This is a genomic window from Neobacillus sp. DHD-1R, from assembly GCF_057747995.1.
Window position 1 is genome coordinate 4576417 of sequence record NZ_CM173232.1, and the last position, 25970, is coordinate 4602386.

Genomic DNA, 25970 nt, shown 5'->3' on the forward strand with positions numbered 1-25970 from the left:
ATAAACTATAAAAGCAGTGTGTTTCTTATGAAATCACACTGCTTTTAACACATAATTGGGATGATTATGTTAAAAACTTCAGTATTGCTTATGAAACTACCCTGCTTCGTTAGCTTAATAACAAAAAGCCGCCAAGAATTTTTGGCAACTGGATCTTAAAGTATTGCACTCGTTAGTGTAAGTGTATTTGTTCACAAACTTTTATTTAGTGAATATTATTTTTTCTGAAATTACCTCCCTTAACTTCTGCTACATCATATACTGTAACAAATGATTTTGGATCAATTTCATTTATAATTTCCTTTAGCTTGGTTTCTTCTAAGCGATTGATTACACAGGTGATTTCTTTAAACTTTTCGTGAGAAAAGCCACCATAAGCTTCTTTATAAGTTGCACCGCGACCTAAGCGGTCACGTATTGTCTCTACCATTGTTTCAGGTTCAGTTGTGATGATTTGAAAGGTTTTTGATCCGCTTAAACCTTCTTCAACAATGTGAATTACTTTAGAAGCAATAAAGTAAGCTATTGCCGAAAGTATCGCCCCCTGTAGGCCGAATACGGTTGAAACAACAATAAATACAAATACATTTAAAAAAAGAATGAAATCACTTGTCCCAAACGGTAATTTACGAGCTAGCAGTACAGCAAGCATATCAATTCCATCTAATGCACCACCATTACGCAAGGCTAACCCCATCCCAAAACCAAGAATAATACCACCAACAACCGTAATTAACAAAGTATCTCCTTCAATAATAGCCGGTGTGTGATGCAGTAGGCTTGTACCAACAGCTAATGAAACTATTCCGATAATCGAAAAAAGCGCAAAACTTTTCCCAATTTGTTTATAACCCAGCCATATAAACGGAATATTTATGACAGCAATTAAGACACCTAACGGTAGATCAAATAGTTTTGAGCCAACAATACTTAAACCTGTCACACCGCCATCTGATACGTTATTTGGGATTAATACTGTTTCTAGTCCATATGCGGCTATAAATCCACCGATAATTACCAATAATCCTCGTAAAATCATTTTTAGTTTATTGGGCTTTCTCTTGTTGATTGTATTCATATAATTCCTCCCTTTATGTTTTTTGTTATTTAAGTGTACCACAAAATCTTTTTACTATTCCGTGCTGGGCCGTAGTAGATATAAACAAGGAACCTCTTATTAAACAACAGGCCACTAACCTGCCACATTAGTCCAACAAGAAAAAGGAGCTGCAACTACAACTCCTTGTTTCGCTCAAGCACCTGTTTGTTCAACAAAATATGAATAATTACAACCCGTTATTTCTCCCAGAGCTCAACTAGTCTACCTTCTGGATCTTTAATCCAAATAAACTGACCAAATTCACTCATCTCTTTTTCCTTTGCAAGAGGTACTCCAATTTGTTCAAGATGCTTAATCGTCTCGTTTAGATTATAAACTTGGAAATTTAACATCACTTGCTGTTCTGTTGGGAAGTAAAGGTCATCTTCAGTAAAGAAAGAAAAGATCGTCTCATTTCCTAAATGGGGTTTAATAATAGTCCCATTCCAATTTTCTATTTCAATCTTCAACACTTCACTGTACCATTTTTTTATAGCATCTAGATTTTTAGTCCTCCAAAATATTCCCCTATATACATTCGTCCAATAATGACATCTTCTCCACTCGGAATCTTTAACAGATTTAACATATTTGGATTCTTTTTCTCTCCCATTGCCAATTTCATCCCTCAATCTATTAGAATTTTCAAACATTTACTTACCTTTATTGTAAACTATGATAATCCGTAAATCCATGTGGCCGGAAATAGAAATAGACCGTTTCCCACCTATGGATGATATTTTTTGGTAAGGGTTGACTGTTGCCCATAAGTCGTCCGCATGTTTGACTATAATTATAAACTTACGAAAATTGTACTTAAAGTGACGGTCAGGTTAGTTTAACAAGAATAGCAAGACAAATTTTACCAAATTTTGTGCTATTATGAATATAAGACTGTAGACAAAGTAGTAGGATGTGTTAGAAATGATTGAGTATAAAAATGGTAAAGAATATTGGGACGGAACTGAGTGTGATCGAAATTTTGTATTTCGTACATTAGCAGATATGTACCCCCAAGATTATGAGAGATATTTGAATGAATCAATAGAGTTCAAGAAAAAACATACAGTTCTACACTGCTCTAGTTGTCAATATGAATGGGTACATAAAGAAATGAGTATACCTAACGCTCAATGTCCTTCCTGTAAATCAATGGATTCTCAAAGATTGTAATGTCTGTAGGTAATATCTAAACAGGTTAGGAAGTAAGTGGTAAGGAAGTGGCTGCCGTTGTAGCGGCTTTTTCTTATTTAGCTAACGTCGTATTTAGTTGAATAATGGTATAAAAAGAATGCAATAGTTTTCATTTTACTTAAAAACTGTAAGCTTTAAAAACTAAGCATTCTTATTATATAAACTATGACATGAATGTAGGCTTTTTTTCATACTATATTTTGGAGGTGGAAAAATGCCTAGAGTAAGTTACCGAAGTTCAGACGTTGACTTAATGGCAAGGATGATGAGAGCAGAAGCCGAAGGTGAAGGAAAACAGGGAATGTTATATGTTGGAAATGTAATTGTGAATCGTCTAGTAGCAAATTGTATAGATTTTAAAGGTTTAAGAACAGTTAACCAAGTTATTTTTCAAGTAAAAGGAGGAAATTTTTCCTTTGAGGCTGTTCAAAAAGGAAATGTATTTTATCAAAGAGCGAGAACTGCTGAAAGAAGATTAGCAAAACAGAATTTGGATTAATGGAGACAACACCCAGGGAAATATGCCCTTTGGTATTTTAATCCACATGCTCCATGCCCTCCAACCTGGTACGGTCAACCTCATTCTGGTCCATTTAAAAATCATTGTTATTATGAACCAAAAGCTGGAACATGTGATAGTGTTTATCGCGGTTAAGCTTACTCTTTGAGTAAGCTTTTTTAAATATTTAGAATATTTACACAAAATAAAATAAAAATTTTAGTAATAGCTTTTATCCAAGAAGCAAGATTGTGAAATATTGTTCTTAAGCCAACGGGTGCAAGAGTTGAAGATCCAGCTGCAATTTTAGTGACTTTTTTATTGTGCTAAAGGTTCTGGTTACATTACTCTCCTAATCGAACTGTTTCGGTCTACATCGAACCTCTTCTGTAAATATATTTCTTCTCCTTGGACAAACTTATTTTGTAGATTTAATTAAGGAGGAATTAAATATGGTAAACGATATTAAACAGGAAATGGAACGTATTTGGGCTGAAACGTGTGATTCATGGGAAAACTGTACTGAGGAAAACATTCAGTCTTTCTTATCCCAATGCCTAGAAAAGAGCATAGATCCCCAATATTGCATGAGCTGGGTAGAGCAACATAGCAACCAAATTCCTAATTGGTCAGCCGTTTCGAAGGTATCTCTTGATTGGGTAAATGAACACACTTCAACTGGTTCGCCTATTCACGGAAATGAACCTCAGTAACAAGGAGAGAAATACTTTCCTCTTTTTTTATGCTTGAAGTTTATACGTTCCTGCTATGCAATATCGCACTACCGCATAAGATTTTTTATTAAAAGGAAAGTGTGTACTGCTTAAACAACACAGAGAGAACTGGCTGATTATTTGGATTTAAATTTGAAGAGCTTGAGCAAGAATTGATGATCCTTAAGCGTTTGCTAAACGATCTTACTTAATATTGTTTGCCATACAATGATAATATTGTATGGTTTTTTTGTGCGTGTTATGATGATTCAAATTTAGTTGGAGGTTTATAAGAAACAATAACCTCAACCATAATATGCAATTCCTCTTCAGGATACACAGGCTTTATAAATTTAATATTATTCATCAGAGTTCCAGCAATGACATCATCACCGTAGAAACCTTCTTCAACCCAAAGCTTAAAAGAAATTGCTAGCGTATGTATACCTGAAGCAATAACTCCATTAAACCTGTCTTGATTTGCCTTTTACTTTCCTCCGGTTATATCTTCTTAATGATTATAAACAGGTTTTAATCCAGCAATCACAAACTTTTTTATGGGATGGTTGTTTCTTTTTACGGTGAAACGGGAACCTCATATAAAAAGTTAATTGTAGGGGAAGTGTACATTATATGAATTCGCCGTCAAAACAAGAAGCAAATGCTAAAATCAGAAAAGTGAAACCATGGGTGCGTCGTTTTGGTCGTTTAGGTTATATGGCTAAAGGTATCGTGTACAGCATGATTGGGATACTAGCAACTTTAGCAGCATCCGGACCCGGAGGCGATATGACTGGGACATCTGGAGTACTTCAATCAATCGCCGAAATGCCTTTTGGTGAAGTTGCATTATGGATTATCGGAATTGGTTTGATTGGTTACATCTTATGGGATTTTATTAAAGCGATTAACGATCCTGAAAATGAAGGTACTGATGCTAAAGGTCTGATTAGAAGAACTGGTTATTTAATAAGTGGGGTCATTTATACGAATGTTGCATTTGGTGCAATAAAATTAGCTAGTCACACGGGGGATGCTGGTGGTGACAATTCGGGGAAAACGATTTCGGCTAAATTAATGGAACAGCCTTTTGGCGTATGGGTAGTTGGAATAGTAGGGGCAATTATTATTGGATATGGTGTTTATGAACTTTATAGTGGTGTAAAAGAGAAATTCATGTCTAAATTCAAAACCTATGAAATGAATGATAAGGAACGTAAAATCGCACGATTGTCAGGTAAACTAGGTCTGATTTCACGAGGGATTGTTCTGAGTATGGTCGGCTTTTTCTTCATTCGCACAGCATATACTCATAATCCCAATGAATCAAAAGGGCTTGGCGGTGCTTTAACAGAATTAGCAAGCCAGCCATTCGGCCAGTTTTTACTTGCTATAGTGGCTGTTGGACTAATTTTATATGGCGTCTACCAAATTATTCAAGGACGCTATCAGCATATGAATTTTGGCTATGATGGAAATTAATTAGATGTCAAATGCGTCCCATAACACGGATGAGCATAATAGCGTTGGAAACAGTTCATTTCTATAAGCTGAGGAGAAGGGAGAATATACAGCTAAATTAAAATCAACCTCAGCCGGATCTTTCAGTAATGCCCCCGTAGTTTACCTAACTTAGTTCACATGGTTTAAACTTTTCCATTTAAGTTAATCCATTCTAACGCTTGTTTAACATGAGCAAATGTTTTAATGGTAGACATGTCAATTCCATTTTTTACAACAGTCATGGCAAGCTCAGGCCGCAGACCGGTAACAATGAGTCCTATATCTAATAGAATAAGAATGTCTCCAATCGTTCTCATAAAACTTGCAATTTCTTGATCAAGATTTAAGATACCTGAATAGTCTGCGATAATATATTGTAATTGCAGGTCTGCGATTTTCGGAACAACCTTGTCTAAAATATAATTGGCTCTATAAAAATCTATTTCTCCGATTAATGGCAGTATCGCGACACCCTCCTGAATCAAAACAACAGGTGCCGACAGTTCTGCCAATTCTCTCTTAGTCTTTTCCTTGTAATTTTCGGAAAGCATTTCAAATGATAGAATTGTTTCGTTTAAGCTGACATCAAGGATTGAGTTAAACCTTTTAATAATAGATATACTTTCTTTTAATGAAATCCCAAAATCGTCACTTAGTTTGGTTATCAGATCTGTAAAGACTTCTCTAGTAGGCGGATACCTAACTGCAATCTCTGATATTTTTCCGCCTGAAGCGACTTGCTGATCTGCATTCCTTTTGCTCCATGATAGAAGGTCCTCTGGTACTCCTTCTGAATCCTCCCAGATCGACTTTCCTAAAAACTTAAAAAGTTCTATATACATTTCGATAGCTTGCTGCTTTTCTTCTTCGGAAATGACAAGATTCATCCTTTGAAGAACACCTTCAACAATTTGTAATGCCAGTAAAGATTCATTGTTTGTGAAATAGGCTGCTACTTGATTTTGTGGTCTCATTTATTTTTCACCTTCCTTATTCCATACTATTAAAATTATACCTTAAAATCAAAAAACACTGCCGTCAATTTCACTAATCCGCCATACACCTAGGATTAAATTTTGATTAAAATTCTAAAACAAATCGAATTTCATAGTAAAATCAGTAAGTGCTTTATTTCCCAGTTAGGAGGCATTTATGAATTCACTTTTTCATCATGTAAAATCTTTATTCTGTCATCCTGCCACAAGGTGGATGATGAGATTGTTATTTTATTTTTTAATTCTGTTAGGCTTATTAACCATTTATGGATTTAAAAATTCCGGCACTTTTATTTATAACGAATTTTAGAGGTGACACCATGAATCTTTATTCAAATCTTCAAAAATGGTCTGAATTATATCCTGAAAAGACCGCTTTTTCATGCAGAAATGAGAGCCTTACCTATAGGCAGCTTTATGATATGTCCGAGTCTTTAGCTTATTTTTTAAACAATCTTTTGCCGGATGATTCTACTCCTATTGTGGTTTATGGTCACATGGAACCCTTGATGCTTGTGTGTTTTTTAGCATGCGTTAAATCTGGTCATCCTTATATTCCGGTTGATACCTCTATTCCAGATGATCGAATTGCAAGAATTATCCAAGATTCTGGGGCGAACATGATGTTATCTCCTATTGATCTGCCTCCAGTAGGATTGGAACATCTATCCCAACGTTTGAATGGAGATCGTTTACGAGATGCTCTTGTAAAAAATCAAGGAAAAACCGTTTCTTCCGATTATTATGTTCTCAATGATGAAACCTTTTATATCATCTATACTTCAGGGAGCACAGGAAATCCAAAAGGTGTCCAAATTTCTTATAACAATTTAATGAGTTTTACTCACTGGATGACGAATGATTTCGGGTTAGCAAACCATCAAGTCTTTTTAAACCAAGCACCTTTTTCGTTTGATTTGTCAGTGATGGATCTGTACCCTAGTTTATTCTTAGGAGGAACCCTTTGGATGCTGCCCAAAGAGTATGTCGCAGCGCCTAAAGAATTATTTTTATCGCTTGAAAAGTCCTCCGCGAATGTGTGGACGTCTACTCCATCCTTTGTGGACTATTGCTTATCAGATGAACAGTTTTCCGCATCTCTACTTCCTGAATTAACCACATTTTTATTTTGCGGAGAAGCTTTACCAAATGGAACAGCTTTAAAATTGAGAAAGAGGTTCCCAAAAGCGACTATATTCAATACGTATGGTCCTACTGAATGTACCGTTGCTGCAACAAGTATCAAAGTGGATGATTCTTTAATCGAAACGTACGAATCATTGCCAATTGGCATTTCGAAACAAGATGGCGAAGTTTATATTTTATCGGAATCATTTGATGAACTACCAGATGGGGAAAAAGGTCAAATCATTATAACCGGTCCTCATGTGAGCAAAGGGTATTTGAATCAACCCAATTTGACTCGTCAATCCTTTTTTGTCTTTAATGGGCAGCCTGCTTATACAACAGGAGACCTTGGCTATAAAAAAGATGGAATGTTATTTTACGCAGGAAGAATGGATTTCCAAGTAAAAGTGAATGGATACCGAATGGAGATAGAAGAGATTGAAGCCCAGCTTTCTTCGCTGCCGTTAGTGCAAAGCGTAATGATTGTACCTAATTACAAAGACGGGAAATGCGAATTTTTGACAGCGGTGATCGTCCCAGCTCCACATGAATATGAAAAGGAATTTCACCTTACCAGTCAATTAAAAAAAGAATTGCGTGCTCTTTTACCGCAATACATGGTACCGAGAAAGTTTGTTTATCGCTCAGCTCTTCCCATGACGAATAACGGCAAGGTTGACCGAAAAAGAGTATTACAAGAGGTTACTGCATGACGCCCTATGCAACTTTACTGTATTTTATGATTGTTGGCATCTTGCTAATCCCTGTCGTAGCAGCGGGATACCGACAAAAAAGGTTAGGCTGGTATAACGCTTTCGTTACGGTTGTCGTTCTTTTTCTGGCATTCGCAGCTGACCTTCACCAAGCGTATTCCCTTATTGCCTATGTCATTTGGGAGATCATCCTTGTTTCGGTTTATATACGGTATCGATCAAAGCAAAATTCGTCACTTGTTTTTTATCTTGCTATTTTTCTTTCCATCATCCCATTATTGTTAATAAAAATCTTGCCTGCTTTCGAATTGAATAACTGGTTTGGATTTTTAGGAATTTCTTATCTAACCTTTAAAAATATCCAAATGGTAATTGATATTCGAGATGGTTCATTAAAATCTTTGACGATAAAAGAACAACTTTCGTTCTTATTGTTTTTTCCAACCATATCCTCAGGTCCAATTGACCGTTTTAAACGATTTAAAAAGGATATAGCTGCCGTTCCTTCCAGAGAAGAATATCATGAGCTTCTTTATAAGGGCATTAATAAGATTTTCTTAGGCTTTTTATATAAATTTATTATCGGATTTCTCATCAATAGTAAATTAATTTCAACCCTTTTTATCCAAAACCATACGCTGCTGTCCGATATTAGTTATATGTATCTATACAGTTTATATTTATTTTTTGACTTTGCTGGATATAGCAACTTTGCCATCGGTTTCAGCTATATTATGGGGGTTAAGACGCCTGAAAACTTTAATCTTCCTTTTTTGAGCAGAAATATTAAAGACTTTTGGAACCGTTGGCACATGTCACTTTCATTTTGGTTCCGGGATTACGTGTACATGCGATTTGCCTTCATGATGCAAAAGAAAAAGTGGATCAAAAACCGTTTCACCATTTCCTATCTTGGTTATCTGCTTCTCTTTTTATTAATGGGTATCTGGCACGGTCCGGAACTTCATTATATTGTGTATGGATTATATCATGCGCTTTTAATCATCAGTTTTGATTGGTTTGAACGAAAAAACAAAAAACATTCTTTCTGGAAAAAGAATAAATGGACACATGCAATCGGAATCGTCATCACCTTCCACTTCATTTGCTTTGGATTTTTAATCTTTTCCGGTCGATTATTTTAATATTAGGAGGAATTATCATGTCAATAAAAGAGACAGTATTGGATATTTTAGAAGAGATTTGTGATTCGGATATTGTAAGGGAAAATTTAAATATCGATTTATTTAAGGAAGGTCTATTGGACTCCTTCGGAACGGTTTCATTGCTTGTTGAAATTGAAGAACGTTTAGAGATCACAGTGGGGATTTCTGATTTTGAAAGAGAAGAATGGAATACTCCGAATGCCATTATTGGTCAATTGGAGAATCGGTAATGGTCCGCTCCTCCTTTAAACCCTTGATTGTGGCAGTTATCTTATTTTCGATTCTGTTGTTTTTTCCAGCCCAATGGTTACTGCCGTTAATTAATGAAAAGTTGGTGGAGCGAGATGCCGCAGGATTAGACCCAAACATGTTTCAAGGATATTTGGTTCAACAGAAGATGTTAGAAAATCCTGCCTATTTGCCTATTTATGGTTCTTCTGAATTGGCTCGATTAGACCCATTTCATCCATCAAACTATTTTCATGTGAATCCACATGGCTTCACACCGTTTTTAGTTGGAAGGGGGGGCACTGAGCCACTCATTCACTTTTTAAACTTTTCAGCTCATGAGGATGAGTTAAAAGGCAAAAGAATCGTTTTCGTCTTATCACCGCAGTGGTTTGTGCCTGAAGGCTCGGATGAATCCCACTTTGCACCCAACTTTTCTGTTTTACAAGGGTACCAATTTGCGTTACACCCAAAAGTGAATCATCCATTAGTGATAGAAGGATCCAAACGCCTTTTAGCCTTTAATGTAGTAAAAAGTGATTGGATCCTTTCTTCTCTGTTGGAGGCTAATTTATATCATGATCATTGGCACCAAACCAAAGCCATGGTCATCAAGCCCTTTGCTTATGGATTTTTACATTTGTTGGAACGAAGAGATTTAATTCTTTCTTTACTAGATGTCCATTTGAAAAAGCTTCATCCAAAACCAGCCCTCACACAGAATAAATCTTGGGCTGAGCTTGAAGACGCTGCCGGCCATATGGCTGCCAAAAGAGCAACAACTAATCCGTTCTATGTGAATGATTTGTATTATAAAGCCATGTTACAACCTAAATTGGACAAACTTCATGAGTATAAAAAGGGAGCAAGTTATGCAAAATCTAAACAATATCAAGATCTGCAACTGGTCCTCGATGTACTAAAAGAAGCCCATGCAAAACCTTTATTTGTTTCCATTCCCGTTAATGGTTACTGGTCAGATTATACCGGTTTTCCAACCAAAGGACGCAAGGCATATTATGTGAAGGTTAAAAAACAAATTGAAAAGAACGGATTTCCTGTGTTAGATTTATCAGGTCATGAGTACGATAAATATTTCTTTAAGGATACCATCCATCTGGGGTATAAAGGATGGGTATCGGTTGACAAAGGGATTCTCCAATTTGAAAAACAAAAATAATATGAAAAAGAAGTCTAATCTTTATTAAGAGTTAGACTTCTTTTTAGCATTAAGTTAAGAATCTCTCATTCTTTTTACAGTATCAGTCTTACTCCTCCTTATTACTCTGACTGTTCACCTAAAACGAAAAACCCACCACCGCTTAAGGTGATGAGCAAGATGAAACGAGATTCTTTTTTTACATTTACAATTATTGAGCTGTATAGCCACCATCAACAGTTAAGCTATTCCCAGTCATGAATGAGGAATCGTCACTTGCCATGAATAGTACAGCTTTTGCCATTTCTTCCGCTTGGCCAAGACGTTTCATCGGAGTCATCGCAGCTAATACTTGTTTACTTTCTTCTGGAATAATTGGGGTATCAATGAAACCAGGGCATAATGAATTAATACGAATATTTTGTTCTGCATATTCAAGTGCAAGTGAACGTGTTAAGTTAATCACGCCGCCTTTTGCTGCGTTATAGGCTGCTGAACCAGGCGAACCAACCCAGCCGTACATAGAAGCCGTATTCACAATTGTACCGCCGCCCGTTTTTAACATTTCACGGATCGCTTCCCGTGCTACTAAGAATACACCATCTAAATCAACATTTACGGTATTCCGCCACTCAGAGTACTCTAAATCATGTGAAGAATGAACACGCCCGATACCTGCATTGTTGAATACAACATCGACTTTACCGAAAGCTTCAACTGCCTGTTTAAAGACATCGGCTACATCTTCTTCACTAGTAATATTTGCTTTTACAAATAGAGCTTCGGCGTTAAGCGTTTTCAATTCTTTTTCAAAAGCTTTCCCTTTTTCTTCATTTAAATCAACAAGGACCACTTTGGCTCCTTCTGACACGAATAAACGTGCTGTTGCTGCACCGATACCGGATGCTCCTCCAGTAATTACGGCTACTTTATCTTGTAATTTTCCCATAATAGATTCCTCCCAAATAATAAGTTCAATCCTATTATCACATCTTAGCCAAAAAAGATACATAAATCTACTTTTTGTGCTATTTTGTTCACAATTCAATTGTACTATTTTGTTCACATTTAACAACCATTAAGATATCATTAAGTGTCTAATACATAGACACATGGAACTCAATTGTCCATTTTAGGGAGGTTTTTTTGATGAATGATCAACAAATTGTGACATCTCAACGGAAAAATCGTACAAAAGAACATTTAAAGCTAGCACTAATCGAACTTATAAAGGAGACGGGTTATCATTCTATTTCTGTAAAAGACATTGTAAATTATGCCGCTTACAACCGTAGTACCTTTTATGTTCATTACCAAGATAAAATTGAACTTGCAAACGATTTACTCGATTCCATGCTTCAAGGGTTAGAAGATTCAGTTGGAAAACCATATGTACCTGGACATAAAGTATATACAGCAAAACTAAAAGCACCATCCTTTAACATCGTTTCCTACATATATGGACACCGGGGTTTTTTTGAGCTGATTAAATACGAAGACACTTTACCAGGATTACATACAAGATTCCCTCAAACCCTCTTAAAAATTTATCAGGAACAATTTATATTTGAAACAATTAACAACATACCAGTCAACATGGATTATTTTAAACGTTATACAGCTTATGGCTTTTACGGGCTGCTACTGAATTGGATTACAAATGATTTCAAAGAAACTCAAGACGAATTTATCCAAAATGTAATTGATCTAACGAGAACGCATATTTACTCGTTAGAGTATATTAAAGAATAACCTATCTATTATAGAAAAAATTTTTAGTGCTTCCTCCCAGCTAAAAGAGCCCATTACCAATTAGGTAAATGAGCCTTTTTCTTGGATACATATTCTTTTCACTATCGGATCGAGGGATCTCTTAAGCCATATATGCTCCTGGCCATTTAATCCTTCCTTCACCCATACATCCACTTTCATATATCTTTGCCTTCTTTCGAAACCATGTAAAATCCTCCAACGAATAGGCTTTCCTAAACAACATAGTTAGAAAAGTTAATTTTTTACAGTTTATTTACTATTATCAAGAGGGAAAGTAAAAGTAACTTAAAAAAGGGAGTAGATAATATGGGAAATCCAGATTTAAAAGAAAAGATTCTTACTATTATATCGAATCACCAAACAGGCATTCTTTCAACGGTTGAAAATAATAAGCCTCATTCCCGGTATATGACGTTTTATCATGATGACTTAACCTTGTATACTCCAACGAAAAGAGACACAGAGAAAGTAGAAGAACTAGAAAAAAATTCGTCTATTGCTGTTTTGTTAGGGTTTGAAGGGAAAGGTCTAAACGACTCCTATATTGAAATGGAAGGAACAGCTGTCATGAATGATTCACCAGAATTGAAAAAGAAATTCTGGGAAGCATCATTTGAAAAATGGTTTACTGGTCCTGAAGATCCGAACTACGTGTTTTTAGAAATAAAACCAGAAGCTGTCCGCCTTCTAAATCTAAATGACGAACCCCCACAAGAACTTGATTTATAGAAATGAGAAAGTGTATGACCTGGGGACAGTATTCTTGCTTAAATTCAGCAAGAAAACTGTCCCCTTTAGTCGCTTATCAAAGGTCTAAACGACCGTACCCCTTTGAATTCATCGAAGCGGTCGTTTATCATGCGTGTAAACGACTCAACCCCTTTGGAATTAATTGAAGCGGTAGTTTATCAAGGCTCTAAACTACCCAACTCCTTTTGAAATCTTCAAAGCGGTCGTTTATCAAGGCTCTAAACTACCCAAACCCTTTTGAATTCATTGAAGCGGTCGTTTATCATGGCTCTAAACTACCCAAACCCTTTTGAATTCATCGAAGCGGTCGTTTATCAAGGCTCTAAACTACCCAAACCCTTTTGAATTCATCGAAGCAGTCGTTTATCATGCGTCTAAACTACCCAAACCCTTTTGAATTCTTCAAAGAGGTCGCTTATCATGGGTCTAAACGACTCAATCCCTTTTGAAATCTTCAAAGCGGTCGTTTATCAAGGCTCTAAACTACCCAAACCCTTTTGAATTCATCGAAACGGTCGCTTATCATGGGGCTAAACTACCCAAACCCTTTTGAATTCATTGAAGCGGTCGTTTATCATGGCTCTAAACTACCCAAACCCTTTTGAATTCATCTAAACGGTCGCTTATCATGGGGCTAAACTACCCAAACCCTTTTGAATTCATCGAAACGGTCGTTTATCAAGGCTCTAAACTACCCAAACCCTTTTGAATTCATCTAAACGGTCGCTTATCATGCGTCTAAACTACCCAAACCCTTTTGAATTCATCAAAGCGGTCGTTTATCAAGCCTCTAACCGACCGAACTCCTTTTAGAATCATCGAAACGGTCGCTTATCAATCCAAATTCAGATTAAAAAAGATAGATTCTTAACATTATATCTGATCACCAAACAGGCATTCTTTCAACGTTTTGGGATACGGAAAAAGCAAGGAAATTAGGATGTTTTTTGGAGTAGCGGGGTCAGTCTCAGCTGTTTTTTTTGATTGCTTGCATTAGTAATTCACTTTTTCACGACAGGCACTAAAATTTTTTTTAAAAAAACACTAGACATTTTTACTATATTACGATAAATTAATAAACAAGTTAAATAAGTTAAAAAAATGAATAAATTCAAATTTTTCTTATCCAGAGAGGTGGAGGGACTGGCCCTTTGAAGCCTCGGCAGCGGAAATCATCCTGATTCTGTGCCAAATCCAGCAAGTGTAACTTGAAAGATAAGAAGAGGATCTCCAATTATTTTAATTCGCCCTCTTCTTGTGATTGAAGAGGGTTTTTATTTTTAATTGAATAATATTCTTATCGAGAGAGGCGGAGGGACTGGCCCTATGAAGCCTCGGCAGCGGAATTTTCTATTTTCTGTGCCAATTCCAGCAAGCTCCAAGCTTGGAAGTTAAGAAGAGTATCTAGCTGTTGTCTTCTATTGACATGCCCTCTTCTTATTTCCAAGAAGAGGTTTTTTTCGGTTATCACCCCCTGCTTGAAACTTACATAAAGGGACACTTCCCACAAAGGAGATTTACAACATGATTGAATTTCAGAATCTTAAAAAGATTTACGAAAGCAGCGGCCAACAGGTTGCCGCGTTGAATGGAATTGATTTGAAAATAAATAAAGGGGAGATATTCGGCGTCATTGGATTCAGTGGTGCGGGTAAAAGCTCACTAATCCGCTGTGTAAACTTATTGGAGCGTCCGACATCAGGAAAAGTGATTGTTGATGGTCATGACCTCACCACTCTTTCTGTGAAAGAAGTCCGAAAGATTAAGAAAAACATTGGGATGGTCTTTCAACATTTTAATCTATTAAACTCTAAAACAGTCTTTGCAAACGTGGCAATGCCCCTCCTGCTTGAAAAACAGCCTAAGGAAACCATCAAAAAGCGGGTTCACGAACTATTAGAATTTGTTGGCTTAGCTGACAAAGCCGACTATTACCCAGACCAGCTTTCCGGAGGACAAAAGCAAAGAATTGGGATTGCCAGGGCATTAGCAACCCAGCCATCTATTCTCCTTTGTGATGAAGCTACATCAGCTCTCGACCCGCAAACAACGAGCTCGATTTTACAGCTTTTGAAAAGGATTAATCAGGAATATAACATTACGATTCTCCTCATTACTCACGAAATGGCGGTGATCAGAGAAATCTGCGATCGGGTCGCAGTCATTGAAGCAGGAAAAATAATTGAAGAGGGAACAGTATTTGACGTCTTCTCAGCACCTAAGACCCAAACAGCCAAGAACTTTGTCAGCACTGTCATGAACGATCAGCTTCCTGATTCAATCATAAAAATCATTGAAAAACACGAAGGAATGCAGAAGGTGTTTCGAATCAATTTTGTCGGCACTTCAGCCGGTCAGCCGCTGCTTTCCGAGCTTGCGAAGCAATTTGATATCCATATCAATGTCTTATTTGGCAACATTACCGAACTTCAAGGTACCCCTTTTGGAAACTTAATAGTAGAATTCCAGGGGCCTGACAAAGAAGTCATTCGAGCACTAACATATATCAACGAGAAGAACATCAGTGTTAAGGAAGTGAAAGCACATGCTAGTTAGTTCAGATCAAATCATCACAGCTTTAGTTGAAACCATCCAGATGGTCGCCTTCTCGCTAGTATTTTCAGCCATCCTTGGATTACCGCTTGGAATTTTGCTAGTCGTCACTAGGAAAGGCCAAATTCTTGAAAATATCCCGCTTTTCACGATTTTAAGTGCAATTATTAATATTTTTCGATCGGTACCGTTCATTATTTTATTAGTGGCCATTATTCCGGTTACACGATTGATTGTCGGAACGTCCATCGGAACGGCAGCAGCCGTTGTACCGCTGGTCTTCTATGCAGGTCCCTACATTGCAAGATTAGTAGAGAATTCCCTGTTAGAAGTCGATCCTGGGGTCATTGAAGCAGCAGAGGCCATGGGTGCAACCCCGTGGCAAATTATTACGAAGTTTCTAGTTCCAGAGGCACTCGGCTCCCTCGTTCTCTCGCTTACCATTGCCACCATCGGACTTGTCGGTGCAACCGCAATGGCAGGTACAGTCGGCGGCGGCGGAATCGGCGACATAGCCATTACATATGGTTACCAGCGTTTTGATACGATCACGATGATCATAACCGTAGTCATTCTGATTGTGATTGTTCAAGGATTACAGTCATTAGGCAATATTTTAGCAAAAAAAATAAGACGTAGATAACGTAGGAGGAAAACAACATGAAAAAACTTTTATTCACCATCATTATTTTTACACTAGCCGTATTTGGAGCCGGATGCTCTAATCAATCAGAGGACAAAAAAGCTTCTGGTAAAGAGTCCGTCATGGTCAAGCTTGGGGTTAGTGGAACCGATACGCGTCAGTGGGACTTTGTAGCCAAGAAAGCAAAGAAAGAGGGCATCAATATTGAAATCGTAAAATTCTCTGATTATGTCGCTCCAAACACCGCTCTTGCAGAAGGCGAGCTTGATGCGAATGCATTCCAGACAGTTGCCTACTTCGATGTCTTCATTAAAGAACACAAACTAGATCTTGTCCCAATTGCAACAACTGTTCTTGCTCCAATGGGAATCTACTCTGAAAAATATAAAGATGTAAAGGATATTCCAGAAGGTGCCAAAATTGCTATACCAAATGACGCGTCTAACCAAGGCCGTGCCTTACTGCTCCTTCAAGAAGCAGGTCTGATTAAGTTACCTCAAGACTTTGACCCAAATGGCTCTGTTGACCAAGTGAAGGAAAACCCAAAAAATATTAAATTCGTTCAAGTGGTTCCAGCCCAAACGCCACGCGTATTGCCAGACGTTGCCGCTTCTGTGATCAATAATGGTATTGCAAATGATGCTGGACTTAAGCCGTTAAAAGATGCCATTTTCCATGAAAGTGAAACTGCGACACCATACATTAATATTATTGCCGTAAATGCAAAAGACAAAAACAACAAGACCCTTAAGAGAATTGCAGAACTTTTTCAAGAAGAGGACACAGCGAAATTTATTGATAAAGAATATGATGGTAATTTAATCCCAACCTTTGTTCCTTTAAAAAATATCGGTTGGTAAGATTAACATTTTTATAAAAACTGAATCTCTAATAAATAACAATATTAAGAGGTTCTTGCTCCATAGCAGGAACCTCTTAAAAATAGAGGAGAGACACCATGACAGTATCTGTACAATCATTCACAGCATTAAAAGAAGTAATCATTAAAAATGTAGAAAGCAATAAAGAGCGTTACCTTTCCACAAGCCACCAAATTCATGAAAAGCCGGAAATCGGCAATGAAGAGTTTTTTGCATCTGCCCTTTTAAAGGACATTCTTGAAAAAGAAGGATTCGACGTTGAAAAGGCCGTTGCCGGACATGAAACTTCATTTATCGCTCGCAAAAAATCAGCCAAGCCAGGTCCATCCATCGCATTCCTTGCAGAATATGATGCCCTCCCAGGATTGGGACATGGATGCGGCCATAATATTATTGGAACGACTAGTGTGGCAGCAGCCATAGCCTTAAGCAAGGTGTTAGAAGAAACCGGTGGCGAAGCCGTTGTTTTCGGTACACCCGCTGAAGAAGGCGGTCCAAATGGCAGTGCAAAAGGAAGTTTTGTCAAACATGGATTGGTAGAAGGAATTGACGCCGCTCTTATGGTTCATCCGCACGGCCAAACAAGATTGACGAGTACATCGCTTGCTGTTGATCCGCTCGACTTTGAGTACATTGGAAAACCAGCCCATGCTGCAGCTTCCCCGCATGAAGGAATCAATGCCTTAGATGCTGTAATACAGCTCTTTAATGGAATCAATGCTTTAAGACAGCAACTCCATGACGATGTCCGCATTCACGGCATCATCACACATGGCGGTGATGCACCGAATATTATTCCTGAATATGCCAAAGCTAGATTCTATATTCGAGCTGCTACTAGAACAAGATTGAATGAAGTCACACGTAAGGTTAAAGCTGTAGCCGAAGCAGCCGCTTTAGCCACAGGCGCAAAGGTAAACATCATCGCTTTTCAAAATGAAGTCGATAATCTTCTATTAAATAGTAGTTTTGATGCTGTATTCAAGGAAGTAGTCCAAGAATTGGGTGAAACAATTGCGGTAGAAGACAAAGGCATTGGCTCTACAGACGCCGGGAATATTAGCCAAGTTGTTCCAACCATCCATCCCTATATTAAAATTGGTGCAGACGAGATTGTCCCACATACCATCCCATTCAAAGAGGCAGCCGCGTCTCCAACTGGCGATCACGGACTTCTCACTGGTGCCAAAGCATTGGCCTTAACAGCCTTACACCTTATAACGGATGCCGATACATTGGCGAAAATTAAAGCAGAATTCAAGGAAAGAAAAGCTCTAGAAGCAAAAGAATGATAAAAAGCAACAGTGCCATAAGACGTGCATTTAAAAAAAGTAGACGATTTTGACCAGTTGTTCTTTGATAATCGATTTTATCATCCCAACAGATTGTCTTTAAGATCTCTCGATTAAACGAAACAAGTTGTGCGATTACATAGATTCGCACAACTTGTTTTTTTACGCTTTTCCGCCTGGCAAATGCGCCCCGTATTTAGGAAGGATCGCATTCTTCGTATAAACATCCACTTGCCGAAGTGTTTCCACGATAGCCGGCATATCCAATCCCTTGACAAGTTCACTAATCGCTTGAACATACCTTGAATTTCAATTTTAACATCTGCTTTTTTCAATAAATTTCCGACTTCGCACCCTTTGTCTGCTGCTTCCGTCGCTCTTTGTGCGGATTGAATTTGTTCTTCTGTTGCATCTTTAGATAAAACGATGTGAGGATAATGGATAATTTTAAATTCATTATCAGATATATTTGCCTCTGAGTTCACTGTAAGTTCTGCAACAGGCAGGTTTCTGCTTGCAAGTACAAACGTAAGAGTTGCTGTAAAACATGTAGTTACCGAAGAAACAAGAATCTCTTTTGGATTTGCTCCGTTGCCACTACCTCCTAAATACTTTCTAATTACTTTCTAACTATACGATAATGAATGAATTTTGAACCTATAATATATTAAAAAGCAACAAAGTTTGCGAATAGAGCCTTAAGAATATTCAAATGAATCGAAGGTCTTATACAGATCGGTGAGAAGAAATTTCTCAACGATCTGAAAATAAATCCTGCCGTTCGGAAGAGGCTATTTTATAAGTTGTTTAAGTATTCTCTTACTGAATCTGCAGTTTTGGCGTTCGCACTATGCAAATGAGCAAGTTTTTCACCATTTTTAAATACTAATAATGATGGAGTTCCCATTACATTTTGTTCCTCAGAAATTTCCGGGAACTCATCACGGTCAATTTTAAACCATTGTTTGTCTGGATGCTCCGCTGTAATTTCATCAATGAACATATCTAAACGTTTGCGTCCGGGCACCAAGTTGCCGTAAAAATTCCAACTGTAAGTTGATCTTGGGCAATTTGATCACGAAATTCTTGCTTTTGATTTGTTTCATGTTTTTCCCTCCGGACTTTTCACTTGATATTGACTTTGCTGGTCTGTACTCACAATCCTTGCGTAAGCATACAAAAGGATTTTTAATCATGCTTTTACCCAATTTGGGACCATTTCTATTCCAGCAGCTTTAAGTGTCTCGAAAACTTCCAGACCGTCTCCGGGACTCATATTCCACTCATGTACCTCTGTTAGAGTTATATGAAGTTTGGCTTGTTCCACCACTCTTCCATCCGGGTAAAACATATGCGCAACGTTATAAAGGCGATCACCCTTACGGATCACATGTGTTCCACCTATAATGTGCATCTTATATTGTTTGGCAAGTTCGATAAATAACGACCGGTACTGATCGGTATAATCAGGTAATTCTTGGATGGTTAATGCTTCCCCTTTATCGTTGCCAATGGACATAAGTTGAGTAGTGAAAAATTCAGGGAAGATGATAAAATCGAATACGAATTCTTCTGCTGTTTTTATATAATGCTCCACCTGGTCTGCAAACTCTTTAAAAGAGCTAATGGTATGAAGAAATACTGAACGGCTGTTACTCTCATTTGCATACAATCCCCTTCTTTCTATTTGTCATAATCATTTAATTCTATTATTAGCGAAATGAAAAATTTGAACAGGACGCACTTTTTCATTACATAGTGAAAAAACTATACTGTAAAATTTATATAGTTTCCCCTACCTTAATTTTATTAGGATTAAATAATCTTTTCTTTTTCATACTAAAAGGAAGAATTACCATTACACTTTTTCTAAAGTGAACAAATGGCAGCTTATATCAGTGGGGGATGTTTATGTTTTGGAAAAAGGGTAAAGGCATTGCTAATGATAGTAGTGACACACAACAACCTGTGCAAAGGAAGATTTCACTAGACTCTCTAAAACAGGTTTTAGACAATATGGACGATGTAGAGATAATCGAACGCACTACACTTAACGATCAAAAAGTTGTCTTAATCTATTTAAGAACCTTAATTGACCAGGATCGTTTGAATGAATCGATAATAGAACCTGTTATCCAATGCCCACATGCCATGATTTACGAAAGCATAGCCACACCTAAAGTAATGAAGATCCAATCACTTGAAGAGGCACAGAAATTACTCCTCACCGGTGCTGTACTTCTGAATGATTGTATCCAAGAACAATGGTTGGTCATTCCTCTTCCTAACGAATTAAGTAGGGGGATTGAAACCTCTGAAACAGAAACAATTTTATACGGTGCAAAAGATAGTTTCACTGAACAATTAGAACCAAATATCACCCTCATACGCAGAAGACTTCCTATTACTGAATTAAAAACAGAGAAATAAAAAGTAGGTTCATTAAGTGAAACAACGGTTGTCCTAATGTACATAGACGGGTTAACCAATCCTGAATATATATCAATAGCAAGAAAGAAAATCTCTGAAATTAACTTTGATTTATTTTTCGATTCATCCCAGGTAGCAGCATTTATGGAGGAACATCATCACAGTATTTTTCCACAATTCCAACAAACTGACCGCCTAGATGTTTGTGCTTATTCCTTAGGGCTCGGTAAATTAACTATCTTGGTTGAGAACACACCGCTTGTATTAATTGCACCAATCACCTTTTTTCACCTTTTCCAATCACCTGAGGATTATATTAATCGTTGGCCGGTTGCAAGTATTTTAAGAGTTGTTCGATATTTAAGCTTTTTTCTGTCCGTCACACTGATACCATTTTATGTTGCACTAACAACCCACCATTATCAAATGATTCCCTTACAAATACTATTTGTTATAGTGGAATCTATAAGTAAACTACCTTTTACACCATTTTGGGAAGCAATAGTGATGTTAACTATTCTTGAAATCATAAAAGAAGCGAGTTTACGGATGCCGACCAAATCAAGTCAAACCTTAGGGGTGATTGGTGGTATAGTTATCGGTCAAGCAGCGGTTCAAGCGGGTTTTGCGAGCAAAGTATTAATTGTATTAGTTTGTATTTCAACCATCTCCTCATTTTTAGTACCAAACTATTTGATGACGAAGGCAAATACACTCATTCAATTTGGTTTTCTTCTCCTTTCATCCTTTTTTGGTGTTTTTGGCATTGCCATGGGAGCAGTTGCCATTTTGGCACATCTAAATGGTCTTACTTCCTTAAAACAACCCTATTTTTCACCAATCGCTCCATTTTACTGGGAGGACTGGATTGATCTCTTTATTAGTGGGCCTTTAATTAACATGAAATCCCGTCCGGATCATTTACACCCTTTACAGAAATGGAGATACAAACGAAGGATGTGATTCAAAGTTGACCACATTTTCCTTATTTGATAAATCATCTAAATTTAACGGAATCTATGCCTTTTTCATCGTCAACCGTTTCCAAATGCTTTACCTATTTTTTTAATGCCTACCTACTTATTACACCCGTTTATGATTTGGGGCATTGTTGCAATGGCAATCTTTTCCCAACTCAATATAAGGCTGTTATGCAAATGGCTAGAATCAAATTATGCTAAAAAGGGATATCAAGGTTTTGTAGAGCTTTTTGGTGTTCGAATGGTAAGACTTTTGACTTTTATAGGCCTTATATTGATACTAATCAAAATAACGGTGATCACACTCGGATACTTAGAAGTCATTCATGATTTTATTTTCCCATCAATGAATTCAAATTGGATTATTTTTTTCATTCTTCTTACGAGCTCCTATGTTGCTTCACTAGGAATGAAGAATACCATACGGTTTGTGGTAATTGTTTTTTTATGTATTTTTTGGATAATTTTTTATATTATCCCTTTTTTATTCCACCAATCGCTGCATTACATGATTTGTATCCCTTGATACCAACAAGTTGGACAACTGATTCATGGAAAGGATTGTTACTCATTTGGGCTTCATATTCAGGACCAGAGTATTTAATCTGTTTAATTCCTTGGATCAAACCACAACAAAAAATGAGTAAATATTTAACCTATGCGAATGCTCTTTCTACTTCAGAGTATTTGCTATTGTTTATTGCGAGTTTATTCTTTTTCGGTTCAAATTATTTAAGTAAAAGTAAATACCCTATTATTCATATGATTCGATACTTACAATCTCCCATGTTTGAACGACTGGATATTATCCTGATTTCACTACATATGTTTTTATTGGTGTTTGCTTTATCAATTTTCTTGTTATGTATATATGGGGCTACAAGAATCATCCTAAAAAAAACAAGTACCCAACCTTCAAGTATGGGTTTTGCTGTCACTTGTATTATGTTATTTCTCTGCTTTGTAATTGTGAATAATTGGATTTGGTCCATTGAAACCGAACAGAATATTCTCCTGAATATTCAAATTTGGTTAAGTGGAATAACTTACTTTATCGTCCCAACATTCTTGCTCCTATTGACAAAGCTAAAAGGGCGTGTAAAAGCATGAGACGAAAGAAAATGCTTTTAGTTTGGGGAATCTTTGTTTCATTAGTCATGATTCCAGGATGTGCCCCATTTGTTGAGAACAATACAATTGAAGATATTGCCCCTGTTACTTTTTGGTCAATTAGTAAAGGCGAAAAAGGAAAAATAAAAATGAGTACATTAGTCCCTCCATTAGTAAATGAGCCAAAAAGCTTATTATCACTAGATGTTGATCTCCTTAAACAGGGAGGAAAAGACTTTAATTTAAGATATTATCGTGAATTGAAGGTTGGACAACTCCGTTTGTTTTTAATTCATGAGGAATTAGCGAAACAAGGGATTATTCAGTTGATTAACACGCTATTGACAGACTATGATATTTCGCAACGAATGTATTTAGTCATCGTTAAAGGTAATTTTGACGAATATATTAACAGACAAGCAAAGAAGCAAGAAAACCTTGATTATTACCTGTATCGGATGCTAAGACACTATGAGAGGAAAAAACAAGGTGAAATGACCATTTTCAATTTGCATGAATATAAAAATAAGCTGTTTTCACCATTTTCAGATCCCGTTCTTCCTGTTTTCAAAGTAGCGAAAGATAACTTTACTTACGAGGGGACTGCTTTTTTTAGCAATGATAAATTAAAAGAAACGGTCACAAATACCGAAGATCAAATATTTCAACTTCTTGACAATGATCACTATTTGAAGTTTTTCCCAATAACCAAATTAGATGTGGTTATTGGACCTCTACGCTCAAGAGTAAATGTGGATTTGGATAAAAATCTTTCCCTAGTTACAATAAACGTGAAACTAAATGGAAGAATTGAGGAATATCAAGGTAATAAAAATATCCTCAACGGAAATGAACTGATGCAGCTTCATAAGGAAATTGAAACTGAATTAGAAATGAAAACTACGGACCTCATAAAAAAAATGCAAGAGCTGAAGGTGGATCCTCTTCAAATCGTGACACACCCTTAGCCCCTTTTCCAAACCCATCAGCGAAAAGGTATGGTTAGCCGCTTGGGGAAAAATGAAAATAAAAGTTAATTATCAGCTTTATTTTGAGGCATTACAAAATACTAAAAATAATTATTAAATTATCATGAAAAGAGGTTGACCCCCTTGGCCGGAGTCAACCTTAGATTACCAGTTAAAATTCACCTAATCGACTCTTGTCTTACTAAAGGATTCAACCCAGCAGTTTCCATATAATCTTTCCCCCAGTTATACATAGCATCGAGAATCGGCATCAAGCTTCTTCCTTGTTCAGTAAGGGAGTATTCTACTTTTGGAGGAACCACGGGATAGACTTCGCGTTTTACAATCAAGTCTTCTTCCAGTTCTCGCAATTGATTAACTAGCATTCTCTGCGTGATCCCTGGCATAAGAGCTTTCAGTTCACCAAATCGCTTCGTTCCCTCTTTTCCTAGATGCCATAGTATAAGCATCTTCCATTTACCACCGATAACGGAAAGAGTTAATTCTTTTTCACAATTAAACATCTTATTCTGCATTCGTGACATTTCACTTCACCTCCATATTTATTATAACCCACAGTATACTTTTTTCACTATATAAAATAAAAGTATGTACTTGTAATATCCTTCCATACATTATGTATTAGCAGTGAATATATAATTCAATTCTGCTGTTCAAGAAAGGAGTTAAAGAATGATGGATAATTACAACATTAACAGCTAATAAGAATGTGCCAATCGGTATTCGATGATGCCGGTTAAACCATATAGCCAGCATTTCAATTCCATCGATGGCCCCTCCGCTTTTTACAACAATTCCTACCCCTACAACTAAAATTACTCCACCGTAAATAACAATTAACACATCCTATTGTGTAATAACAGGCATGGATTCAAAAAGAACTAATCCAAAAGAAGTAATGATGTTTGCATACAATGTTCTAATCACAAATGTTTTTCCGACTTCTTTAGCTGTAAAGAGTAAGATAGGGATATTTAAACCTAAAAAAAGTGCAAATATTGGTAAGCCCCACATGGCATTTGCCATAATTGATAAGGCAGTTACCCCATCATCTACCAGCCCATTTGGCGCTAATATCATTTCTAATCCCATTGCTACAATAGCCGCTCCTACTGTTAAAAGAATATAATCAAAAAATTTATTCATTCAATCCCCCAGCTAGAAATGTCTTTATTAATAAGAGATTTTTATAAACAACATCAACAATGACAATTTGGGCAATTATCAAGCAACTTATACAGAAAATAGGCCATGCGGAATGGTGCATTGTTTCTTTTAAAGTTAATAGTAAGACTATATAAACGGTTTGTCTTATAGTATACTTTTTAACACTATGTAAAATAAAAGTGCGTACTTTTATTGTTGTTATATACGTTGTATACTTGCAATTGTTCAGCGAGAGAACATGATATCCCTTATTGCTGGCAGGTACAGATAATGCACTATAAGGATAATATTACTGTAAAAGTATTATTACCCTTTGGAGATATTATCACTGTACAACAATAAAAAAATTATAGGAGTGAATATAGATGGAATTACAATTAGCATTAGATTTAGTAAATATCCCAGAAGCAATTGAACTGGTAAAAGAAGTAGAGGAACATATTGATATCGTTGAAATCGGTACACCGGTTGTAATTAACGAAGGTCTTCATGCTGTAAAAGCAGTTAAAAAAGCATTCCCTAACTTAAAGGTATTAGCAGACCTAAAAATCATGGATGCAGCTGGTTATGAAGTAATGAAAGCTTCTGAAGCAGGTGCAGATATCGTCACAATTCTTGGAACTGCTGAAGATATGTCAATCAAAGGTGCTGTTGAAGAAGCGAAAAAACAAGGTAAAAAAATCCTTGTTGATATGATTGCTGTAAAAGACCTTGCTGGACGTGCAAAAGAAGTGGACGCTATGGGCGTTGATTATATTTGTGTTCATACTGGCTACGATCTTCAAGCAGTTGGAAAGAACTCTTTTGAAGATTTACAAACCATCAAAGGTGTTGTAAAAAATGCTAAAACTGCAATCGCAGGTGGTATTAAGTTAGACACACTTCCAGAAGTCATCAAAGTACAACCAGACCTTGTCATTGTAGGTGGCGGGATTACTGGACAAGCTGATAAAAAAGCTGCTGCTGCCAAAATGCAACAAATGATTAATCAAGGGTAATTCAGAT

General features: G+C 36.8%; 21 protein-coding genes, 7 pseudogenes and 2 riboswitches. Of the genes and pseudogenes, 18 read left to right on the plus strand and 10 right to left on the minus strand.

Annotation, left to right across the window (positions count from 1 at the left end):
* Nucleotides 1-205: 205 nt before the first annotated feature.
* Nucleotides 206-1078 (minus strand): YitT family protein, encoded by an 873-nt coding sequence (locus AC3ANL_RS22560; RefSeq protein ID WP_488326589.1) that lies wholly within the window; start codon nucleotides 1076-1078, stop codon nucleotides 206-208.
* Between the two features lie 218 nt (nucleotides 1079-1296).
* Nucleotides 1297-1623, minus strand: coding sequence for a VOC family protein (locus AC3ANL_RS22565; RefSeq protein WP_488329809.1), 327 nt, complete (start codon nucleotides 1621-1623; stop codon nucleotides 1297-1299).
* Nucleotides 1624-2507: 884 nt separating this feature from the next.
* Between AC3ANL_RS22565 and AC3ANL_RS22570 the strand changes: the two are divergent.
* Nucleotides 2508-2948: pseudogene (locus AC3ANL_RS22570) on the plus strand (cell wall hydrolase).
* A gap of 296 nt (nucleotides 2949-3244) precedes the next feature.
* On the plus strand, nucleotides 3245-3505 hold the full coding sequence (locus tag AC3ANL_RS22575; RefSeq protein WP_488326590.1) for a hypothetical protein: 261 nt from the start codon (nucleotides 3245-3247) through the stop codon (nucleotides 3503-3505).
* 298 nt (nucleotides 3506-3803) lie between these two features.
* Here the strand turns inward: AC3ANL_RS22575 and AC3ANL_RS22580 are convergent.
* Nucleotides 3804-3992 (minus strand): annotated as a pseudogene (locus AC3ANL_RS22580) (MaoC/PaaZ C-terminal domain-containing protein); the annotation flags it as partial.
* Nucleotides 3993-4138: 146 nt separating this feature from the next.
* On the opposite strand from AC3ANL_RS22580, the gene AC3ANL_RS22585 reads away from it, so the two are divergent.
* Nucleotides 4139-4987 (plus strand): DUF1206 domain-containing protein, encoded by an 849-nt coding sequence (locus AC3ANL_RS22585; protein ID WP_488326591.1) that lies wholly within the window; start codon nucleotides 4139-4141, stop codon nucleotides 4985-4987.
* Between the two features lie 164 nt (nucleotides 4988-5151).
* Here the strand turns inward: AC3ANL_RS22585 and AC3ANL_RS22590 are convergent, their stop codons facing one another.
* Nucleotides 5152-5982, minus strand: a complete 831-nt coding sequence (locus AC3ANL_RS22590; RefSeq protein WP_488326592.1) for an STAS domain-containing protein — start codon at nucleotides 5980-5982, stop codon at nucleotides 5152-5154.
* 238 nt (nucleotides 5983-6220) lie between these two features.
* Here AC3ANL_RS22590 and dltX point away from each other — a divergent pair, with 238 nt between their 5' ends.
* The 5 genes from dltX to dltD are packed head-to-tail and all read left to right on the plus strand — an operon-like array spanning nucleotide 6221 to nucleotide 10418.
* Nucleotides 6221-6313 carry a teichoic acid D-Ala incorporation-associated protein DltX gene (dltX, locus tag AC3ANL_RS22595; protein WP_231507736.1) on the plus strand — a complete coding sequence of 31 codons (93 nt, stop codon included), beginning with the start codon at nucleotides 6221-6223 and terminating at the stop codon, nucleotides 6311-6313.
* 10 nt (nucleotides 6314-6323) lie between these two features.
* Nucleotides 6324-7844: a D-alanine--poly(phosphoribitol) ligase subunit DltA gene (dltA, locus tag AC3ANL_RS22600; protein ID WP_488326593.1), complete on the plus strand. Its 1521-nt coding sequence runs from the start codon at nucleotides 6324-6326 to the stop codon at nucleotides 7842-7844.
* Nucleotides 7841-8989, plus strand: coding sequence for a D-alanyl-lipoteichoic acid biosynthesis protein DltB (gene dltB, locus AC3ANL_RS22605; RefSeq protein ID WP_488326594.1), 1149 nt, complete (start codon nucleotides 7841-7843; stop codon nucleotides 8987-8989). The genes dltA and dltB overlap by 4 nt, the downstream gene beginning before the upstream one ends.
* 17 nt (nucleotides 8990-9006) lie before the next feature.
* Nucleotides 9007-9240 carry a D-alanine--poly(phosphoribitol) ligase subunit DltC gene (dltC, locus tag AC3ANL_RS22610; RefSeq protein WP_488326595.1) on the plus strand — a complete coding sequence of 78 codons (234 nt, stop codon included), beginning with the start codon at nucleotides 9007-9009 and terminating at the stop codon, nucleotides 9238-9240.
* Nucleotides 9240-10418, plus strand: coding sequence for a D-alanyl-lipoteichoic acid biosynthesis protein DltD (gene dltD, locus AC3ANL_RS22615; RefSeq protein ID WP_488326596.1), 1179 nt, complete (start codon nucleotides 9240-9242; stop codon nucleotides 10416-10418). Before dltC ends, dltD begins: the two co-directional genes overlap by 1 nt.
* Before the next feature lie 190 nt (nucleotides 10419-10608).
* Here the strand turns inward: dltD and AC3ANL_RS22620 are convergent, their stop codons facing one another.
* Nucleotides 10609-11346, minus strand: coding sequence for an SDR family NAD(P)-dependent oxidoreductase (locus tag AC3ANL_RS22620; protein ID WP_488326597.1), 738 nt, complete (start codon nucleotides 11344-11346; stop codon nucleotides 10609-10611).
* Nucleotides 11347-11546: 200 nt separating this feature from the next.
* On the opposite strand from AC3ANL_RS22620, the gene AC3ANL_RS22625 reads away from it, so the two are divergent.
* The 6 genes from AC3ANL_RS22625 (at nucleotide 11547) to AC3ANL_RS22650 (ending at nucleotide 18289) form a co-directional block, all read left to right on the plus strand.
* Complete coding sequence (locus tag AC3ANL_RS22625; RefSeq protein WP_488326598.1) at nucleotides 11547-12149, plus strand: TetR/AcrR family transcriptional regulator; 603 nt, start codon at nucleotides 11547-11549, stop codon at nucleotides 12147-12149.
* Nucleotides 12150-12476: 327 nt separating this feature from the next.
* Entirely contained in the window at nucleotides 12477-12899 is a 423-nt protein-coding gene (locus AC3ANL_RS22630; protein WP_488326599.1) for a pyridoxamine 5'-phosphate oxidase family protein, read from the plus strand.
* A 1140-nt stretch (nucleotides 12900-14039) separates the two neighbouring features.
* Nucleotides 14040-14142: riboswitch (SAM riboswitch) on the plus strand.
* Nucleotides 14143-14214: 72 nt separating this feature from the next.
* Nucleotides 14215-14318, plus strand: a riboswitch (SAM riboswitch).
* Between the two features lie 126 nt (nucleotides 14319-14444).
* The gene (locus tag AC3ANL_RS22635; protein ID WP_488326600.1) at nucleotides 14445-15476 is read left to right on the plus strand and encodes a methionine ABC transporter ATP-binding protein; all 1032 of its coding nucleotides are present in this window, start codon (nucleotides 14445-14447) and stop codon (nucleotides 15474-15476) included.
* Nucleotides 15466-16116, plus strand: coding sequence for a methionine ABC transporter permease (locus AC3ANL_RS22640; RefSeq protein ID WP_488326601.1), 651 nt, complete (start codon nucleotides 15466-15468; stop codon nucleotides 16114-16116). The genes AC3ANL_RS22635 and AC3ANL_RS22640 overlap by 11 nt, the downstream gene beginning before the upstream one ends.
* Before the next feature lie 17 nt (nucleotides 16117-16133).
* A complete protein-coding gene (locus AC3ANL_RS22645) occupies nucleotides 16134-16976 on the plus strand; it encodes a MetQ/NlpA family ABC transporter substrate-binding protein (protein ID WP_488326602.1) in 843 nt (280 codons plus the stop codon).
* A 98-nt stretch (nucleotides 16977-17074) separates the two neighbouring features.
* The gene (locus AC3ANL_RS22650) at nucleotides 17075-18289 is read left to right on the plus strand and encodes a M20 family metallopeptidase (RefSeq protein ID WP_488326603.1); all 1215 of its coding nucleotides are present in this window, start codon (nucleotides 17075-17077) and stop codon (nucleotides 18287-18289) included.
* A gap of 365 nt (nucleotides 18290-18654) precedes the next feature.
* On the opposite strand, the pseudogene AC3ANL_RS22655 reads toward AC3ANL_RS22650, so the two are convergent.
* From AC3ANL_RS22655 to AC3ANL_RS22665, 3 pseudogenes are all read right to left on the minus strand, one after another.
* Nucleotides 18655-18909, minus strand: a pseudogene (locus AC3ANL_RS22655) (OsmC family protein); the annotation flags it as partial.
* Nucleotides 18910-19085: 176 nt separating this feature from the next.
* A pseudogene (locus tag AC3ANL_RS22660) lies at nucleotides 19086-19360 on the minus strand (thioredoxin family protein).
* A 163-nt stretch (nucleotides 19361-19523) separates the two neighbouring features.
* Nucleotides 19524-19957 (minus strand): annotated as a pseudogene (locus AC3ANL_RS22665) (nitrilase-related carbon-nitrogen hydrolase); the annotation flags it as partial.
* A gap of 243 nt (nucleotides 19958-20200) precedes the next feature.
* Here AC3ANL_RS22665 and AC3ANL_RS22670 point away from each other — a divergent pair.
* From AC3ANL_RS22670 to AC3ANL_RS22680, 3 genes and pseudogenes are all read left to right on the plus strand, one after another.
* A pseudogene (locus AC3ANL_RS22670) lies at nucleotides 20201-21682 on the plus strand (spore germination protein).
* Between the two features lie 464 nt (nucleotides 21683-22146).
* A complete protein-coding gene (locus AC3ANL_RS22675; RefSeq protein WP_488326604.1) occupies nucleotides 22147-22809 on the plus strand; it encodes a GerAB/ArcD/ProY family transporter in 663 nt (220 codons plus the stop codon).
* Nucleotides 22806-23777: a Ger(x)C family spore germination protein gene (locus tag AC3ANL_RS22680; protein ID WP_488326605.1), complete on the plus strand. Its 972-nt coding sequence runs from the start codon at nucleotides 22806-22808 to the stop codon at nucleotides 23775-23777. The genes AC3ANL_RS22675 and AC3ANL_RS22680 overlap by 4 nt, the downstream gene beginning before the upstream one ends.
* A 179-nt stretch (nucleotides 23778-23956) precedes the next feature.
* Here AC3ANL_RS22680 and hxlR read toward each other — a convergent pair whose 3' ends face one another.
* Together hxlR and AC3ANL_RS22690 are read right to left on the minus strand one after the other, a co-directional pair.
* Nucleotides 23957-24322 (minus strand): transcriptional activator HxlR, encoded by a 366-nt coding sequence (gene hxlR, locus AC3ANL_RS22685; protein ID WP_488326606.1) that lies wholly within the window; start codon nucleotides 24320-24322, stop codon nucleotides 23957-23959.
* A gap of 157 nt (nucleotides 24323-24479) precedes the next feature.
* A pseudogene (locus AC3ANL_RS22690) lies at nucleotides 24480-24944 on the minus strand (YitT family protein); the annotation flags it as partial.
* 386 nt (nucleotides 24945-25330) lie between these two features.
* On the opposite strand from AC3ANL_RS22690, the gene hxlA reads away from it, so the two are divergent.
* Entirely contained in the window at nucleotides 25331-25963 is a 633-nt protein-coding gene (gene hxlA / locus AC3ANL_RS22695; protein WP_133370872.1) for a 3-hexulose-6-phosphate synthase, read from the plus strand.
* The last annotated feature ends 7 nt before the right edge of the window (nucleotides 25964-25970 follow it).

Bases quoted from the DNA above. Each gene is read 5' to 3' on its own strand.
- AC3ANL_RS22635 (WP_488326600.1), top strand. From the start codon at position 14,445: ATGATTGAATTTCAGAATCTTAAAAAGATTTACGAAAGCAGCGGCCAA.
- dltX (WP_231507736.1), top strand. From the start codon at position 6,221: ATGAGATTGTTATTTTATTTTTTAATTCTGTTAGGCTTATTAACCATT.
- AC3ANL_RS22575 (WP_488326590.1), top strand. From the start codon at position 3,245: ATGGTAAACGATATTAAACAGGAAATGGAACGTATTTGGGCTGAAACG.
- dltB (WP_488326594.1), top strand. From the start codon at position 7,841: ATGACGCCCTATGCAACTTTACTGTATTTTATGATTGTTGGCATCTTG.
- AC3ANL_RS22645 (WP_488326602.1), top strand. From the start codon at position 16,134: ATGAAAAAACTTTTATTCACCATCATTATTTTTACACTAGCCGTATTT.
- AC3ANL_RS22680 (WP_488326605.1), top strand. From the start codon at position 22,806: ATGAGACGAAAGAAAATGCTTTTAGTTTGGGGAATCTTTGTTTCATTA.
- hxlA (WP_133370872.1), top strand. From the start codon at position 25,331: ATGGAATTACAATTAGCATTAGATTTAGTAAATATCCCAGAAGCAATT.
- AC3ANL_RS22650 (WP_488326603.1), top strand. From the start codon at position 17,075: ATGACAGTATCTGTACAATCATTCACAGCATTAAAAGAAGTAATCATT.
- AC3ANL_RS22675 (WP_488326604.1), top strand. From the start codon at position 22,147: ATGTATTTTTTGGATAATTTTTTATATTATCCCTTTTTTATTCCACCA.
- dltA (WP_488326593.1), top strand. From the start codon at position 6,324: ATGAATCTTTATTCAAATCTTCAAAAATGGTCTGAATTATATCCTGAA.
- AC3ANL_RS22585 (WP_488326591.1), top strand. From the start codon at position 4,139: ATGAATTCGCCGTCAAAACAAGAAGCAAATGCTAAAATCAGAAAAGTG.
- AC3ANL_RS22625 (WP_488326598.1), top strand. From the start codon at position 11,547: ATGAATGATCAACAAATTGTGACATCTCAACGGAAAAATCGTACAAAA.
- AC3ANL_RS22620 (WP_488326597.1), bottom strand. From the start codon at position 11,346: ATGGGAAAATTACAAGATAAAGTAGCCGTAATTACTGGAGGAGCATCC.
- AC3ANL_RS22560 (WP_488326589.1), bottom strand. From the start codon at position 1,078: ATGAATACAATCAACAAGAGAAAGCCCAATAAACTAAAAATGATTTTA.
- AC3ANL_RS22640 (WP_488326601.1), top strand. From the start codon at position 15,466: ATGCTAGTTAGTTCAGATCAAATCATCACAGCTTTAGTTGAAACCATC.
- AC3ANL_RS22590 (WP_488326592.1), bottom strand. From the start codon at position 5,982: ATGAGACCACAAAATCAAGTAGCAGCCTATTTCACAAACAATGAATCT.
- AC3ANL_RS22630 (WP_488326599.1), top strand. From the start codon at position 12,477: ATGGGAAATCCAGATTTAAAAGAAAAGATTCTTACTATTATATCGAAT.
- hxlR (WP_488326606.1), bottom strand. From the start codon at position 24,322: ATGTCACGAATGCAGAATAAGATGTTTAATTGTGAAAAAGAATTAACT.
- dltC (WP_488326595.1), top strand. From the start codon at position 9,007: ATGTCAATAAAAGAGACAGTATTGGATATTTTAGAAGAGATTTGTGAT.
- dltD (WP_488326596.1), top strand. From the start codon at position 9,240: ATGGTCCGCTCCTCCTTTAAACCCTTGATTGTGGCAGTTATCTTATTT.